Genomic DNA, 15,466 nt, shown 5'->3' with positions numbered 1-15,466 from the left:
GAGTTGAGCGACATCTTCGAAAGTTTTGGGGAAGCGCGGTTCGCGCCGCACGACATTCACCGACTGAAGGAGTACGCATCCATGAACGTTTCCCGTTACGCCGTCCTCGGTCTTTCTCTCGCACTCGCTGTCGGCATCGGCCAGGCCAGCGCGCAGGAAACCACCCCCGCGTCGTCTTCGTCCTCGGCGATGAAGTCCGACATGCATATGAAGAAAGACTCCATGAAGTCCAACGATTCGATGAGCTCCGGCGATTCGATGAAGTCCGACGCCGCGGCCAAGCCGCATCACAAGAAAGGCCACAAGAAAGCGGCCGAACCGGCTGCGGCCAGCAGTTCGCATTGATCGATCGCTAGCGTCTGCAACCACGGCCCCCGCTGGCAACAGCGGGGGCCGTCGTGTTTTCCATGGTGTAATACGCGGGTTTCGCTTTGCGGAGAAACGCCATGGCTCCCTCCTTCGTCGCGCGGCTCGGCATCGAGCATCCGTTGATCCAGGCGCCGATGTCCGGCTCCAACACGCCGGCCCTGGTTGCCGCGGTGTCCAATGCCGGCGCGCTGGGTTCGCTGGGCGCGGGTTACCTGGAACCGCAGGCGCTGCTCAACCAGGCCGACGAAGTGCGCACGCTCAGCGACAAGCCGTTCGGGCTCAACCTGTTCGTGCTGCCGGAAAACTTCGAGGTGGACATGGCCGCGGTCGACCACGCGCGCCGCGCGCTCGACGCCTTGATGGAACGCGAAGGCCTGTCCATCCGCACGGCGATCCCCGCGCGCTGGGCGCCGTCCTTCCACGACCAGTTCGCCGCGCTGTGCGAGGCGCGGCCCGCGGTGGCCAGCTTCGCCTTCGACCTGCTCAGCGTGGCGCAGGTGCGCCAGCTCAAGCAGCTCGGCATCGTGGTGGTGGGCACCGCCACCACGGTCGACGAGGCGCGCGCCTGGGAAGAGCGCGGCGCCGACGCGATCAGCCTGCAGAGCGCGGAAGCCGGTGGCCATCGCGGCACGTTCCTGCACGACGCGCAGGACGGCATGATCGGCCTGTTCGCCCTGCTGCCGCTGGCGCGGCGCGCGGTGAAAGTCCCGCTGATCGCCGCGGGCGGCATCATGGACGGGCGCGGCATGCTCGCCGCCGAAGTGCTGGGCGCCGCCGCCAGCCAGCTCGGCACGGCCTTCCTGGCCTGCCCGGAAGGCGGCGCGGCGGCGGGCTGGAAGCGCGACCTGCCGGCCTCGGCCGAGCACGAGGTCACCACCATCACCACGTTTTCCGGCCGCGCCGCGCGCGGGCTGCGCAACACCTACGTAAAGGCCATGGCCGGCATCGAGGCCGGCCTGCCGGCCTATCCGGTGACCAATGCGCTGACCTCGCCGCTGCGCAAGGCCGCGGTCGCCGCGGGGCGCGCCGACCTCATCAACGAATGGTGCGGGCAGGGCGCCGGGCTGTCGCGCGCCATGCCGGCCGCCGAGCTGGTCGCCGTACTGATGGACGAGTACGCCCAGGCGCGCCGCGCGTTCGACTGAAACCTGGGGAGAACCCAGGCTTGACGCGGCTTCCCGGGCGGGGCGGTATACTGCGCCCGCGCCTCCGCCCAACGCGTGGGGCGCGCCGATCCGCATCGAGGGCACGCCCACTTGAGTCAGACTTCCCAGCGCAACAAGGCGGCCGACACCGCCACCCTCCGCAAGCACGTCATCGACGCGCTTGAAGAACTGAAAGCCAAGGACATCCGCGAAATCGACGTCCGCGGCAAAACCTCCATCGCCGACCTGCTGGTCATCGCCTCCGGCACTTCCGCGCGCCACGTCAAATCCATTGCCGACGAAGTGGTCAAGTTCGCCAAGAAGGCGGGCGTGATGCCGATCGGCGTGGAAGGCGAGCAGGAAGCCGAATGGGTCCTGGTGGACCTGGGCGACGTGATCGTCCACGTGATGCTGCCGCGCATCCGCGAGTTCTATGGCCTCGAACGGCTGTGGACCGTGGGCGACCGCGAGCAGGACAGCCAGGCCGTCGGCGCGGGCTGAGCGCCCGCGCCAGGTTCGCTTCGCGCGGCACCGGCGACGGTGCGCGCCATAGCTTCGTCACCTCTTTTTCCCGATGATCTTCCGCTTATGCGCGCCCGCCTGATCGCCGTCGGCGAACGCATGCCCGCCTGGGTCGCCGAGGGCTTCGCCGAATACCGCAAGCGCCTTTCGCACGAGCTGCCGCTGGAGCTGGTCGAGCTCAAGCCCGGCACGCGCGGCAAGGGGCGCGACGACGCGCGCGCGATCCAGGACGAAGGCGCCGCGATCCTCGCGGCGCTGCCGCGCGACATCCACGTCATCGCGCTGGACGGGCGCGGCAAGACCTGGTCCAGCGAAGAGCTGGCCGCGCAGCTGGCGAAGTGGCGCATGTCCGGCCGCGATCTCGCGTTCCTGATCGGCGGGCCGGACGGCCATGCGCCGGAGGTGCTGGCGCGTGCGGACCAGAGCTGGTCGCTCGGTCCGCTCACCTTGCCGCACATGCTGGTGCGGCTGGTGCTGGCGGAGCAGCTGTATCGCGCCACTACGCTGCTGGCGGGACATCCCTACCACCGCGCCTGACCGTCCTGTTCGAGCGTGCGGCCTTGCTATGCTCCCCGCACTTTTCCCGCGGCGGATCATTCCATGTCCATCATCGTGCGGCAGGCCACCATCCATGATCTTGACGTTGTCGCGCCGCTGTTCGACGCGTACCGCCAGTTCTATGCGCAGCCGGCGGATCTCGCGCTGTCGCGCCGCTTCCTGGCCGAGCGTTTCCAGCATGCGGAGTCGGTGATCCTGCTGGCCTTGAATGAAGCGGACGGCGAGGGCGTGGGCTTCACCCAGCTCTATCCGCTGTTTTCCTCGGTGCGCGCCACGCGCCGCTATCTGCTCAACGACCTGTTCGTGACACCCGCCAGGCGCCGCTTCGGCGTGGCCGCGGCGCTGCTGCATGCGGCCACCGCGCATGCGCGGGCGATGGGCGTGTCCGGCATGTCGCTGTCCACCGCCAACGACAACGTGGCGGCGCAGCGCTTGTACGAATCGATGGGCTGGGAGCTGGAGCAGGGCTTCCGCGAGTACCACCTCACGCTGTGAAAGGAACCCCGATGCTTTATCTCGCCTCGCAATCGCCGCGCCGCCGCCAGCTGCTGGAGCAGATCGGCGTGGCGTTCCAGCCGGTGGACGTGGACGTGCCGGAACAGCGCGCGCCCGGCGAATCGCCGCTGGACTATGTCAGCCGCGTCGCGCGCGACAAGGCGCAGGCGGGCCGCGCGGGGCTGCCGCACGACGCGCTGGTGCTGAGCGCGGATACCGAGGTGGTGCTCGACGACGAAGTCTTCGGCAAGCCCGCCGATGCCGCCGACGCCGGCGCCATGCTGCGCCGCCTTTCGGGCCGCACGCACGAAACCATCTCGGTGGTGTGGGCCGTGCAGGGCGCGCGCGCGGAAAGCGCCACCAGCATTTCCCGCGTGCGCTTCGCGGCGCTCAGCGACGAAGACATCGCCGCCTACGTCGCCAGCGGCGAACCGTTCGGCCGCGCCGGTGCGTATGCGATCCAAGGCCTGGGCGCGACGCTGATCGAGCATCTGGAAGGCAGCTACACCGGCGTGATGGGCCTGCCGGTATTCGAAACCGCGCGGCTGCTGCGGCGTTTCGGCGTGGCTTAAGTCCCCGGCGTCTGCCCGGTCACCAGAAACCACGACACCACCGCCAGCGCATTGTTGACGGCATGCGCCAGCACCGCCGGCCACACCGAACCCGAGGCCAGCCGCAGCCACGCCAGCACCATGCCCAGCACCAGCAGGTTGGGCAGGGCGTACCAGAGGAAACCGAGGTCCGGCAGGTGCACGCAGGCGAACAGTGCGGCGGTGATGAACATCGCCACGCCCGGCGGCGCGTAGCGCAGCGCTGCCGAGAACAGCACGCCGCGGAACAGCAGTTCTTCCACCAGCGGACCCACCGTCACCACCAGCAGGGCCAGCGGAAAGCGCAGCAGGGGCGAGGCGGCGGCGCCGAGTTGCTTGATGTCCTGGCTCACTTCGTGGCCCTGCGCGAACCACTGCGTGAGCAGGCCGCCGAGGAACGGCAGCATCAGGCCGAGCGCGAAGGCCAGCGCGTAATAGCCGGGCTGCGCGGGCGCGGCGAAACCGAAGCCGGGCGGCGCCGGCAGCGGCCATAGCGCGGGCCAGCGGCGGCGCGCCAGCAGCAGGGTTACGGTGGCGGTGATCAGCAGGGTGAGGATCACCATCAGCGCGTTGACGTCCGGCTGCACTAACCACTGCTGGATCTGCGCCAGCGCCTCGCCATGGCGGAAGCCGTGCAGCAGGCCGACGGTCAGGCCGACCAGCAGCCCCACCACCGCGCCCACCAGGTATTGCAGCAGGAAGTACAGCGCGATCAGGCCCAGCGCGGCCCACAGGCTGGGCGCGGCCGGCGCTGCGGCGGGCGTGAAGGCGGAGTCGAGGCGGGGGGCTTCCATCGGGTTCATCCTGTGCGGGTGGTGTGGCTGCAAGCCCGAAGTCCAGGCCTGGCCTTTCCCCATCTCCCTGACCGTTGCCGACGCACTCACGCTAATCGCCGCCGCCGCGGCCGCGCAATCCTGCCCTTCGTCATGGTTGCCGCGGACACGGCCTGTATAGTGCCGAGGTTCATACGGAGGAAGCAGGCGTCCTGGCGCCGACCCATGTTCGCATTCGATTGGCTGGCCGACCCCACTGCCTGGGCCGGTCTCCTCACCCTGGTGGTGCTGGAGATCGTGCTGGGCATCGACAACCTCGTGTTCATCGCGATCCTGGCCGACAAGCTGCCGCCGCAGCAGCGCGACCGGGCGCGCCTGATGGGCCTGGGCCTGGCGCTGGCGATGCGGCTGGTGCTGCTGGGCGCGATGTCCTGGCTGGTCAAGCTGACCGAGCCGATCCTGTCCTGGCAGAGCTTCACGCTGTCCTGGCGCGACATCATCCTGCTGCTGGGCGGCCTGTTCCTGCTGTTCAAGGCCACGCTGGAACTGCACGAACGGCTCGAAGGCGGCGACGATCACGAAGCGGGCAACCGCGCCCACGCCAGGTTCTGGCTGGTGGTGACGCAGATCGTGGTACTGGACGCGGTGTTCTCGCTCGACTCGGTGATCACCGCGGTCGGCATGGTCGACCAGCTGTCGGTGATGATGGTCGCGGTGGTGGTGGCGATGATCCTGATGATCAGCGCCAGCAAGCCGCTCACCGCCTTCGTCAACGCGCGGCCGACGGTGGTGATCCTGTGCCTGTCCTTCCTGCTGATGATCGGCTTCAGCCTGGTCGCGGAAGGCTTGGGCTTCCACATCCCGAAGGGCTATCTGTACGCCGCGATCGGCTTCTCGATCATGATCGAGGTGTTCAACCAGACCATGCAGCGCAATCGCCGGCGCGCGCTGTTCAGCAGCCCGCGCAAGCTGCGCGACCGCACCGCGCGTGCGGTGCTGCGCCTGCTCGGCACCGGCGGCGAGGAAGAAGAAGACACGCCCAAGGCCGCCGATGCGGCCGCCGACGTGGGCATGGGCGTGTTCGGCAAGGACGAACTGGCGATGGTGCGCGGCGTGCTCGATCTGGCGCACCGCCCGGTGCGCTCGATCATGACCCCGCGCACCGAGATCAACTGGGTCGACCCGCGCGAAAGCGCCGACACGCTGCGCGCGGAACTCACCGCGTCCTCGCATGCGTGGCTGCCGGTGGCGGGCGACGACCTCGACCAGCTGGTCGGCGTGGCCTCCTCGCGCGACCTGCTGGCCAGCCTGCTGGAACACGGCCGCATCGAGGCCGAACAAGTGGTGCGCAAGCCGCTCACCGTGCTGGAGTCGCTCAGCGTGCTGCGCCTGATCGACGCCTTCCGCCACTCGCCGCTGCAAGTCGCCCTGGTGGTGGACGAATACGGCAGCGTGCTCGGCCTGGTCACGCCCACCGACGTGCTGGAAACCATCGCCGGCGAATTTCCCGGCGGCGACAGCGGCGACCCTTCCGCCATGCAGGAAACCAGCGGCGCCTGGCTGCTCGACGGCAGCCTGGACCTGCGCCGCGCCGAGCACCTGCTGGACCGCACGCTGAGCGGCGACGGCAGCTTCTCCACCCTGGCCGGCTACGTGCTGCAACAGCTGGGCCGGCTGCCGCGCGAAGGCGACAGCCTGGACAGCGAAGGGCTGCGTTTCGAAGTGGTGGCGATGGACGGCGCGCGCATCGAGCGGCTCAGGGTGACAGCCGCGGACTGACGGAGGTCTTCGCATGCAGGTCGATTTCGGCAAGACGGCGGGCGACTACGCGCGGCATCGCATGGGTTTCCCGCCGGCATTCTTCCAGCGCCTGTTCGACGAAGGCCTGGCGCGCGCCGGCGAGCAGGCGCTGGATCTCGGTACCGGCACCGGCACGGTGGCGCGCGGGCTGGCGCTGGGCGGTTGCCATGTCACCGGCCTGGATCCTTCCGCGCCCTTGCTGGCGCAGGCGGCCGAGCTGGATCGCGCGGCCGGCGTGCAGGTGCGGCAAGTGCAGGCACGAGTGGAGGATGCGCAGCTGCCCGCGGCCAGCTTCGACCTGATCACCGCCGGCCAGTGCTGGCACTGGTTCGACCGCCCGCGCGCGGCGGCCCTGGTGCGGCAGTGGCTGCGTCCCGGCGGCCGGCTGGCGATCGCGCATTTCGACTGGCTGCCGCTCGAAGGCAACATGGTCGACGACACCGAGCGCCTGATCCGCACGCACAACCCCGCCTGGAAGCTGGGCGGCGGCAGCGGCCTGTATCCGGCCTGGCTGCAGGACGTGCGGCAGGCCGGCTTCGGCGACGTGCGCACGTTCTCCTTCGATCTGGCCGTGCCGTACAGCCACGCGGACTGGCGCGGGCGCATCCGCGCCAGCGCGGGTGTCGGCGCCTCGCTGGCGCCGGATGCGGTGGAGCGTTTCGACCGCGAACTGGCGGCCTTGCTGGCCGCGCGCCATCCGCAGGAACCGATGGCGGTGCCGCACTGCGTATGGGTGCTGAGCGCGGTCGCGCCCGGCTGAGGCTCAGCCCAGCAGCAGCGCCTTGCCCAGGCCGATCGCGCCCATCCCCAGCACCGCCAGCAGGCCGACCGCCGCCACGATGAAGCCGCCTTCGCGCTTGGCCGGATCGCGCAGATAACCCACCGCGTACCACACCCGCCCGAGCACCCACACCAGCCCGGCGATGCCGCTCCACAGCGGCGCGCCGTAGGTGGCGGCGAGCCACAGCGCGGGCAGGAACATCAGGGTCGATTCCAGCGTGTTCATCTGCACGCGGAAGGCGCGCTCGAACAGCGGATGCCCGCTGGTGGCCGGTGCCTTCACGCCGTACAGCGCGCGGGCGCGGCCCACCGCGTAGGCGGTGCCGCCCTGCAGCAGCACGGTGAGCAGGACGACCACGGCGGGGAGGTGCTGGAACATAGATGCCTCGAAAAGGATCGGCGTAGGTTGGGGTGAGCATAGCGAACCCCAACATCACACCACCGCTGACCGCACCGGTTGTTGGGGTTATCACCCCAACCTACGTGGCGCGTATGGGCGCATGGGGTTATCGTCCGCGGCGACGCCCACGGCAGACAAGGCACTCACATGGATTGGCAGAAAGGCGAACGCAGTCAGAACGTCGATGTCGACAGCGGCGGCGGTGGCCCGCGCTTCGGCGGCGGGCGCGGCTTAGGCATCGGCGGCATCGTGATCCTGGCCATCCTCGGCATGGTGTTCTTCAAGGACCCCACCGCCTTGCTCAGCCAGGTGGATCAGGGCGGCGGCCAGGTCGCCGCGCCCAGCGGCCCGCCGGCGCAGGTGGATCCGCAGCAGCGGGACTTCGTCAGCGCGATCCTCGGTTCCACCGAGAAGACCTGGGGCGACATCTTCGCCGCCAACGGCAAGCAGTACACGCAGCCGCGGCTGGTGCTGTTCAACGGCGGCGTGAACACCGCCTGCGGCGCGGCGTCCACCGCGGTAGGCCCGTTCTACTGCCCCGGCGACCAGAAGGTGTACCTGGACCTGGCCTTCTTCCAGGAATTGCAGGACCGCTTCCACGCCGCCGGCGACTTCGCCCGCGCCTACGTGATCGCGCACGAAGTCGGCCACCACGTGCAGAACCTGCTGGGCGTGTTCGACCGCGCCGAGCAGGCGCGCCGCCAGGGCGCGCGCATGGAAGGCGCCGACGGCCTGTCGGTGCGCCAGGAACTGCAGGCGGACTGCTTCGCCGGCGTGTGGGCGTACCACAGCCAGGAACGCCTGCACTGGCTGCAGGCGGGCGATATCGAGTCGGCGCTCAACGCCGCCAGCAAGATCGGCGACGACGCCCTGCAGCAGCAGGCGCGCGGCCGCGTGGTGCCGGACTCGTTCACCCACGGCACCTCGGCGCAGCGCGTGAAGTGGTTCCGCACCGGTTTCGAAAGCGGCAAGGTGAGCAGCTGCAACACCTTCGCCGGCGAACCGTAGCGAGCCGTAGGTTGGGGTGAGCCGAAGGCGAACCCCAACAGACCCCGCACGTGATCGCAGTGTTGGGGTTCGCTGGCGCTCACCCCAACCTACGTCATATTCCCGTGGGCCGGCACGCCCAGGCACAATCCTGCCGCCGCGCGCCAGGGGGTGCGCTTCGGTCAACCGCGATGAGCCATCCGTGCCAGCGCTGCGGCGCGTGCTGTGCCCACTTCCGCGTGGCTTTCCACTGGTCCGAAGCCGAGTCCTTCATGGGCGGCGCGGTGCCGTCCGAACTGACCGAGCAGATCGACCCGCACCGCCTGGCCATGCGCGGCACCCAGGCGCGCCAGCCGCATTGCGTGGCGCTGCAGGGCGCGGTGGGGGAATCGGTGCATTGCGGCATCTACGCGCAGCGGCCGTCGGTGTGCCGCGAGGTGATTCCGGCGTGGGAGTTCGGCACACCCAGTGCGCAGTGCGACAAGGCGCGGGCGGCGTATGGGCTGTCACCACTGACGCCGGCGGACTGGGCGGAGCCTCAGACCGCCTGATTCAGCGCGGCGCCCTGATTCAATGTGGGGTGTTATCGAACGCCAGCGCGAACTGCTTCAACTCACCTTCGTTGAGGTCCGACACCGCCAGGAAGCGCATGCCGCCCTGGCGCCAGTCGATCACCGTATAGCCGTGCCGCTGCGCGATCGACTGCGGTGTATCCGCGCCGTCCGCCGGCCACTGGTACAGGTTGATCGCGTGCATGCGGCGGCGATACACCAGGGCCGCCACGCTGCGCCCGCCGATCGCATCCAGCCGGCCGCCGGCCAGCGGGAAGCCTTCCTCGGCCAGTTCCTTCACCCGCGGCGCGAAATCCAGCTTGCCCTCGAACCAGGGCTTCACCGTGTGCTGGTCGGTGGAGACCACGTCCATCAGATGCTGCGGCTGCAGCGAGCGCAGATGGCCGGAGATCGCCTCGTCGACCACCGTGGCCGGCGCCGCATCGGGCCGCGCCAGCCACAGCCAGGCCGGCGTCGACAGCAGCAGGGCGCCGATAAAGCCGGCGGCGGCAGCCAGGGCCAGCGGACGGCGGCGGCGCGGCACGGCAGCAACGGCGGGTGGCGCCTCCCACTGGCGCCGCAGCGCATCCGGCGCGCGGCGGTACAGCTCGGGCTGGGCCAGCGCCTTGCGCAGCCGCTCGTGCTCGCGCTGCGCGGCGGCGCAGGCGGGGCAGGCGGCGACGTGGCGTTCCATCTCCACGCTTTGCGCGGCGTCCAGTTCGTCGTCGAGATAAGCGTGCAGCAGCAGGCGCGACTCATCGCAGGTCATGGCGGCGCCCCTCTTTCGGTCGATGCGTGAGTTCTTCGCGCAGTTTCTCGCGCGCCCGCGCCAGCCGCGACATCACCGTGCCCATCTTGTGGCCGGTGATCGCGGCGATTTCCTTGTACGAACACTCTTCGAGCTCCCGCAGCACCAGCACTTCGCGCCAGGTTTCCGGCAGGCGCGCCAGCGCCTCCTGCAGGGCGCCCACGTCCACCGCTAGCAGGGCCACGCTTTCCGGCGACGGGCCGGGGTCGACCAGCGGATGGTTGTCGTCGTCCAGCGGATCGCGCGCCAGCTCCGGCGCGTGCTTGGCGCGCAGCGTGTAGAAGGTGTTGCGCACGATCGCCAGCAGCCACACCCGCGCATCGGTGCCGTGGAAGCTGCCGAAATAGCGCAGCGCCCGCACCATCGCCTCCTGCACTACGTCCTGCGCATCCGCGTCGTTGCGGGTCAGCCAGTGGGCGAGGTTGTAGGCCGCGTCCAGGTACGGCAGCACCAGGGCCTGGAAGCGCGCGTTGGAGGCGGCTTCGGCGCGGTGCTGCGGCAGGGGCGCATCGAGGGTCATGGGGGCTTATACCTGGCTGCGCGCGACTTTATTCCCGTGGACGAAAAGCGGGAATAGGCCGCCCGTGCCGCCGGTATTGCGAATCGCCGGGGTCGTGTCGATGCCGGTCACCAGGCCAGCCGGCCGTCCATTCGGAGCGCACCATGCGAGACCACGACGATAAACAAGACGACAAGGCGGTGCACGGCCGCCGCCAGTTCCTGCAATGCATGGCCTGGGCCGGGGCCGGCACCTTATGGCTGATGAAGGGCGGGGTGCTGCAGGCGCATGCCCTGGACGGCCTGGCCGGCGGCGAGGCGGCCGATGCCAGCTTCAGCTTCGTGCAGATCAGCGATTCGCATATCGGCTTCCACAAGGAACCGAACCCCGACGTGGCCGCCACGCTGCGCGCCTCGCTGGCCAAGATCAACGCACGCTCGACCAAGCCGGATTTCCTGCTGCACACCGGCGACCTCACCCACCTGTCCAAGCCGGAGGAGTTCGACACGTTGTCCGGCCTGATGCAGGAAGCGAAGGCGCCGCACACCTTCTACGTGCCCGGCGAGCACGACGTGATCGGCGACAACGGCGCGGAATTCTTCCGCCGCTTCGGCCAGAACCAGCAGTCCGGCGGCTGGTACAGCTTCGACCACCGCGGCGTGCATTTCGTCGGGCTGATCAATGTGCTGAACCTCAAGGCCGGCGGCTTCGGTTCGCTCGGCGCGGACCAGCTGGCGTGGCTGAAGAAAGACCTCGCCGGGCTGTCGGCGGAAATGCCGGTGGTGGTGTTCGCGCACATGCCGATGTGGACGGTGTATCCGCAGTGGGGCTGGGGCACCGACGACAGCGCCGAGGCCATGACTTACCTGCGCCGCTTCGGTTCGGTCAGCGTGCTCAACGGGCATATCCACCAGATCCAGCAGAAGGTGGAAGGCAAGATCACCTTCTACACCGCGCGCTCCACCGCGTATCCGCAACCGGCGCCGGGCAAGGCGGATGCACCGGGGCCGTTGAAAGACATCGCGCCCGGCTCGCTGCAGAAATACCTGGGCGTGCGCGAGGTGAGCCACGTGCGCGGCAAGCAGGCGCTGGCCGTGACCGAGGAGGTGCTGGCATGAGCGGCGCACGCGCATGGTGGCGGGCGCTGGCGCTGGGCGTGGCAGCGCTGGGCGCAGGTTCCGCGGCTGCCGCCGGCAAGCCGGCGCAGGCCAAGGTCGAGATCAAGCATTTCGCCTTCGTGCCGGAGGCGCTGACGGTGAGCGCGGGCACGCGCGTGGTGTGGACCAACCGCGACGACGAGCCGCACATCGTGGTCAGCGCCGGCAACCGCTTCGCCTCGTCGAAGGCGATGGACACCGACGAGACCTACGCGACGGTGTTCGACAAGCCCGGCACCTATGCCTACTTCTGCTCGATCCACCCGCACATGGTGGGCACCATCATCGTGCGCTGAAGCGGTAGATATCCATCGCCAGGAAGCCCAGGTCGATACCCGCGTCGATACGTTCGGCGCGGGCATCGGCACCGGCGGCGCCGAGCGCCAGGAACAGCGGCTGCAGGTGTTCGTCGGTGGGATGCGCGCGTTCGGCGAACGGTGCCTGGCGGCGGTAGTCGAGCAGGGCGTCGACATCGCCCGCGGCGAGCTTTTCTTCGATCCAGCCGATGAACGGGCGCACGTAGGGCGCTTCGTTGTCTTCGCTGAAGCCGGCGCGGAAATCGTGCAGGTTGTGGGTGATGCTGCCCGAGCCGATCACCAGCACGCCTTCCTCGCGCAGCGGCGCCAGCGCGCGGCCGACCTCGTACTGGTGGCGCGGACCGAGCTGCGGCTGGATCGACAGCGGCACCACCGGGATATCGGCGTTCGGATAGAGCAGGCGCAGCGGCACCCAGGCGCCGTGGTCCAGGCCCTGGCGCGGGTCGAGCATGGTGGGCAGGCCGGCGCGGTCCAGCAGTTCCACCGCGCGCGCGGCCAGCGCCGGGTCGCCCGGCGCGGGGTAGCGCAGTTCGAACAGTTCGCGCGGGAAGCCGTAGAAGTCGTGCACGGTTTCCGGCCGGGCCGCACCGCCCACGGTGGGCTGGCGCGCCAGCCAGTGGGCGGAGGCGATCACGATGGCGCGCGGGCGCGGCATGGCCTGGGCCAGCTCGGCCAGGCGCTCGCCGACCTGGCCCGGATGCAGGGCGGTCATCGGCGAGCCGTGGGAGATGTAGAGGCTGGGGAGGGCGGTCATGGGGACGGTCTCTGGGGGACCGTCCTAGAGTATGGGCGCTGTCAGCAGGCGGTAGCCGTGCCGATTCGGACTAAGCGTTGCGCATGCGAAACGATGCGCAACGCCTGAAGAGTCAGCGCTTCTTGAACGGCTTGCCACCGCCGGGACGCTTGCCGCCGGGGCCGCCCTGGCCGCCCTTGAAGCCGCCCGGACGGTAGCCGCCACCGCCACCGGCACGGCGCGGCGGCGCCTCGCCCGCGCCGCTGTCGTCGCCGTCCCATTCGCGGATGCGCAGCTGCTGCTGCGCCACCCACACCTTCTTCAGGTGCTCGAACACTTCCTTGGGCATGCCGTCGGGCAGGTCGATCAGGCTGTATTCGCTGCGGATGCTGAGGCGGCCGATGTGCTGGCTTTCCAGGCCTGCTTCGTTGGCGATGGCGCCGATGATGTTGCCCGGCTTCACGCCGTGCTCGTGGCCGACTTCCACGCGATAGGTGCGCTTGCCCTGCTCGGTCTGGTGCGCGCGCACCGGGCGCGTGCCGAATTCGCGCGGCGCGCCGTCGCGCTCGCGCTGCTGGCGCGGTGCGCGTTCGCGGTCGCCGCCGTGGCGGTCGTCGCGGTGTTCGCGCTGCTCGCGCGGGGACTGCTCTCGAAAGCCATGTTCGCGCGGTGCCTGCTCGCGCTTGGGCGGCGGGCTCAGCAGCAGCGGCTGGTCGCCCTGGGAGATGCGCGCCAGCGCGGCGGCGATCTCGATCGCGGGGATGTTGTGTTCCTGCTCGTACTGCTCGATCAGCTGCTGGAACATGCCCAGCTCGCCCACCGCCAGCGTGTCGCTGATGCGCTGCTTGAACTTGGCGATGCGCACGTCGTTCACCGCCTCGACGGTGGGCAGGCGCATTTCCTCGATCGGCTGGCGCGTGGCGCGCTCGATCGCGCGCAGCATGCCCTTCTCGCGCGGCGTGACGAACAGGATCGCCTCGCCGCTGCGACCGGCGCGGCCGGTGCGGCCGACGCGGTGCACGTAGCTTTCGGTGTCGTACGGGATGTCGTAGTTCAGCACGTGGCTGATGCGCTCCACGTCCAGGCCGCGCGCGGCCACGTCGGTGGCGACGAGCACGTCGAGCTTGCCTTCCTTCAGCTGCTGGATCACGCGCTCGCGCTGCGCCTGGGCGATGTCGCCGTTGATGGCGGCGGCGGCGAAACCGCGCGCCTGCAGCTTCTCGGCGAGTTCCTCGGTGGCCTGCTTGGTGCGCGCGAAGATGATCATCGCGTCGAACGGCTCGGCCTCGAGGATGCGCGTCATCGCGTCCAGCTTGTGCAGGCCGCTGACGAACCAGTAGCGCTGGCGGATATTGGTATTGGTGGTGGTGGCCGCCTTGATGGTGACCTCGACCGGATCCTTCAGGTGGCGCTGCGCGATCTTGCGGATCGGCTGCGGCATGGTGGCCGAGAACAGCGCCACGCGGCGCTCCGGCGGGGTGGCTTCGAGCACCTTCTCGACGTCGTCGATGAAGCCCATGCGCAGCATTTCGTCGGCTTCGTCCAGCACCAGGTAGCTGAGTTCGGAGAGGTCCAGCGTGCCGCGTTCCAGATGGTCGATCACGCGGCCGGGCGTGCCCACCACGATCTGCACGCCGCGCTTGAGCGCGTGCAGCTGCGGGCCGTAGCTCTGGCCGCCGTAGATCGGCAGCACCTGCAGGCCGGGCATGTGCGCGGCATAGCGCTGGAACGCTTCGGCCACCTGGATGGCCAGCTCGCGCGTGGGCGCCAGCACCAGCGCCTGCGGCTTGCCGGGCTTGAGTTCGATGCGCGACAGGATCGGCAGCGCGAACGCGGCGGTCTTGCCGGTGCCGGTCTGCGCCTGGCCCAGCACGTCGCGGCCTTCCAGCAGCGGCGGGATGGTGGCGGCCTGGATCGGCGACGGCGACTCGTAGCCGACGTCGGACAACGCCTTGAGCACTTCCGGCTTGAGCGCGAGCGCAGCGAAGCCGGCGGCCGCCGGCTGGGATTCGGAGGACGGGGAGGACATGGGGAACCTCGACAGGGCAGGCGCGGCGCGCATGCGTGAGAAGGCGGCCATTGTAGCAGCCTGGCCGCCCCAAGCCGCGGGATGTAAGGTGAAAAACCCCCATTCCCCTTAAGGAATTCGTATGCAGCGGCGTTTGCAGGGGCGCGTAGCCCTGGTCACGGGAGCTTCTTCGGGCATCGGCGCGGCCACCGCGCTGGCCCTGGCCGAGGCCGGCGCCCGGGTGGCGATCGCCGCCAGGCGCCGCGAGCGGCTGGACGAACTGGCCGTGCGCCTGGCCGGCCTGGGCGCCGAGCCGCTGGTGCTGACGGCCGACCTGGAGTCCAGCGCCGAGGCGCAGCGCGTGGTGCGCGAGACGGAAGCGCATTACGGCCGGTTGGATATCCTGGTGAACAACGCCGGCGTGATGTACCTGGAGCCGATCATCGAGGCCGACCTGGGACGCTGGGAACGCATGCTGCAGCTCAACCTGATGAGCCTGATCGCCGCCACCCAGGCCGCGCTGCCGGGCATGCGCGAGCGGTGCGACGGGCACGTCGTGAATATCTCGTCCACCGCCGGGCGCGTGTCCAATCCGAACGCGGCGGCGTATTCGGCCACCAAGTTCGGCGTCAATGCGTTTTCCGAATCGCTGCGGCGCGAGGTGTACCAGCACAACATCCGCGTGAGCGTGATCGAGCCGGGCGCGGTGGCCACCGAGCTGCGCGAGCATATCGGCCACGAGGCCGCGCGCCAGGCCACCAACAGCTGGGCGGAAAACATGCGCCAGCTGCAGGCGCAGGACGTGGCCGAGACGATCGCGTTCTGCGTGACGCGGCCCGCGCACGTCAACATCAACGAAGTGCTGATGCGGCCGACCGATCAGGAGCGTTGATCGGAGCGGCTGATCGGAGCGGTTGATCGGAGCGGCCGATCAGAGCGGCTGAACGAAGCCGCAGACTATGGATGAAGGAAGG

Annotated in this window: 19 protein-coding genes; 13 read left to right on the top strand and 6 right to left on the bottom strand. The window is 69.6% G+C overall.

Annotation, left to right across the window (positions count from 1 at the left end):
• The first annotated feature begins 81 nt into the window (after nucleotides 1-81).
• From KK141_RS12780 to KK141_RS12755, 6 genes are all read left to right on the top strand, one after another.
• A complete protein-coding gene (locus KK141_RS12780; protein WP_214572489.1) occupies nucleotides 82-345 on the top strand; it encodes a hypothetical protein in 264 nt (87 codons plus the stop codon).
• 101 nt (nucleotides 346-446) lie between these two features.
• Nucleotides 447-1,514, top strand: coding sequence for a nitronate monooxygenase (locus KK141_RS12775; protein ID WP_214572488.1), 1,068 nt, complete (start codon nucleotides 447-449; stop codon nucleotides 1,512-1,514).
• 111 nt (nucleotides 1,515-1,625) lie between these two features.
• Nucleotides 1,626-2,015: a ribosome silencing factor gene (rsfS, locus tag KK141_RS12770; RefSeq protein ID WP_167257973.1), complete on the top strand. Its 390-nt coding sequence runs from the start codon at nucleotides 1,626-1,628 to the stop codon at nucleotides 2,013-2,015.
• Between the two features lie 87 nt (nucleotides 2,016-2,102).
• Complete coding sequence (gene rlmH, locus KK141_RS12765) at nucleotides 2,103-2,573, top strand: 23S rRNA (pseudouridine(1915)-N(3))-methyltransferase RlmH (protein ID WP_214572487.1); 471 nt, start codon at nucleotides 2,103-2,105, stop codon at nucleotides 2,571-2,573.
• 63 nt (nucleotides 2,574-2,636) lie between these two features.
• Nucleotides 2,637-3,089, top strand: coding sequence for a GNAT family N-acetyltransferase (locus KK141_RS12760; RefSeq protein WP_167257977.1), 453 nt, complete (start codon nucleotides 2,637-2,639; stop codon nucleotides 3,087-3,089).
• An 11-nt stretch (nucleotides 3,090-3,100) separates the two neighbouring features.
• Nucleotides 3,101-3,661, top strand: a complete 561-nt coding sequence (locus KK141_RS12755) for a Maf family protein (RefSeq protein WP_214572486.1) — start codon at nucleotides 3,101-3,103, stop codon at nucleotides 3,659-3,661.
• On the opposite strand, the gene KK141_RS12750 is transcribed toward KK141_RS12755, so the two are convergent.
• Complete coding sequence (locus KK141_RS12750) at nucleotides 3,658-4,473, bottom strand: type II CAAX endopeptidase family protein (RefSeq protein WP_214572485.1); 816 nt, start codon at nucleotides 4,471-4,473, stop codon at nucleotides 3,658-3,660. The genes KK141_RS12755 and KK141_RS12750 overlap by 4 nt on opposite strands.
• 204 nt (nucleotides 4,474-4,677) lie before the next feature.
• Here KK141_RS12750 and KK141_RS12745 point away from each other — a divergent pair, with 204 nt between their 5' ends.
• Nucleotides 4,678-6,231, top strand: a complete 1,554-nt coding sequence (locus KK141_RS12745) for a TerC family protein (protein ID WP_214572484.1) — start codon at nucleotides 4,678-4,680, stop codon at nucleotides 6,229-6,231.
• Between the two features lie 13 nt (nucleotides 6,232-6,244).
• Nucleotides 6,245-7,012, top strand: a complete 768-nt coding sequence (locus tag KK141_RS12740; protein ID WP_214572483.1) for a class I SAM-dependent methyltransferase — start codon at nucleotides 6,245-6,247, stop codon at nucleotides 7,010-7,012.
• Nucleotides 7,013-7,015: 3 nt separating this feature from the next.
• Here KK141_RS12740 and KK141_RS12735 read toward each other — a convergent pair whose 3' ends face one another.
• Entirely contained in the window at nucleotides 7,016-7,411 is a 396-nt protein-coding gene (locus tag KK141_RS12735) for an MAPEG family protein (RefSeq protein ID WP_214572482.1), read from the bottom strand.
• A 168-nt stretch (nucleotides 7,412-7,579) separates the two neighbouring features.
• Here KK141_RS12735 and KK141_RS12730 point away from each other — a divergent pair, with 168 nt between their 5' ends.
• A complete protein-coding gene (locus tag KK141_RS12730) occupies nucleotides 7,580-8,440 on the top strand; it encodes a neutral zinc metallopeptidase (protein WP_214572481.1) in 861 nt (286 codons plus the stop codon).
• Between the two features lie 170 nt (nucleotides 8,441-8,610).
• On the top strand, nucleotides 8,611-8,970 hold the full coding sequence (locus tag KK141_RS12725) for a YkgJ family cysteine cluster protein (RefSeq protein ID WP_214572480.1): 360 nt from the start codon (nucleotides 8,611-8,613) through the stop codon (nucleotides 8,968-8,970).
• A 19-nt stretch (nucleotides 8,971-8,989) separates the two neighbouring features.
• On the opposite strand, the gene KK141_RS12720 is transcribed toward KK141_RS12725, so the two are convergent.
• Together KK141_RS12720 and KK141_RS12715 are read right to left on the bottom strand one after the other, a co-directional pair.
• Entirely contained in the window at nucleotides 8,990-9,739 is a 750-nt protein-coding gene (locus KK141_RS12720; RefSeq protein ID WP_214572479.1) for a zf-HC2 domain-containing protein, read from the bottom strand.
• Entirely contained in the window at nucleotides 9,726-10,298 is a 573-nt protein-coding gene (locus KK141_RS12715; RefSeq protein ID WP_214572478.1) for a sigma-70 family RNA polymerase sigma factor, read from the bottom strand. The genes KK141_RS12720 and KK141_RS12715 overlap by 14 nt, the downstream gene beginning before the upstream one ends.
• Nucleotides 10,299-10,441: 143 nt before the next feature.
• Between KK141_RS12715 and KK141_RS12710 the strand changes: the two genes are divergently transcribed.
• Entirely contained in the window at nucleotides 10,442-11,395 is a 954-nt protein-coding gene (locus tag KK141_RS12710; protein ID WP_214572477.1) for a metallophosphoesterase, read from the top strand.
• Nucleotides 11,392-11,730 (top strand): cupredoxin domain-containing protein, encoded by a 339-nt coding sequence (locus KK141_RS12705; RefSeq protein ID WP_167257996.1) that lies wholly within the window; start codon nucleotides 11,392-11,394, stop codon nucleotides 11,728-11,730. Before KK141_RS12710 ends, KK141_RS12705 begins: the two co-directional genes overlap by 4 nt.
• Here KK141_RS12705 and KK141_RS12700 read toward each other — a convergent pair.
• Nucleotides 11,717-12,505, bottom strand: coding sequence for a class III extradiol ring-cleavage dioxygenase (locus KK141_RS12700; RefSeq protein WP_214572476.1), 789 nt, complete (start codon nucleotides 12,503-12,505; stop codon nucleotides 11,717-11,719). The two genes, KK141_RS12705 and KK141_RS12700, sit on opposite strands and share 14 nt — an antisense overlap.
• Before the next feature lie 112 nt (nucleotides 12,506-12,617).
• On the bottom strand, nucleotides 12,618-14,513 hold the full coding sequence (locus tag KK141_RS12695; RefSeq protein ID WP_214572475.1) for a DEAD/DEAH box helicase: 1,896 nt from the start codon (nucleotides 14,511-14,513) through the stop codon (nucleotides 12,618-12,620).
• Nucleotides 14,514-14,634: 121 nt separating this feature from the next.
• On the opposite strand from KK141_RS12695, the gene KK141_RS12690 reads away from it, so the two are divergent.
• Nucleotides 14,635-15,384: an SDR family NAD(P)-dependent oxidoreductase gene (locus tag KK141_RS12690; protein WP_214572474.1), complete on the top strand. Its 750-nt coding sequence runs from the start codon at nucleotides 14,635-14,637 to the stop codon at nucleotides 15,382-15,384.
• The last annotated feature ends 82 nt before the right edge of the window (nucleotides 15,385-15,466 follow it).

This window comes from Dyella sp. LX-66, assembly GCF_018599165.1.
GTDB classification, from domain to species: domain Bacteria; phylum Pseudomonadota; class Gammaproteobacteria; order Xanthomonadales; family Rhodanobacteraceae; genus Dyella_D; species Dyella_D marensis.
Note: the sequence above shows the minus strand (reverse complement) of the source record. Positions and strands in the feature narration are given on the sequence as shown.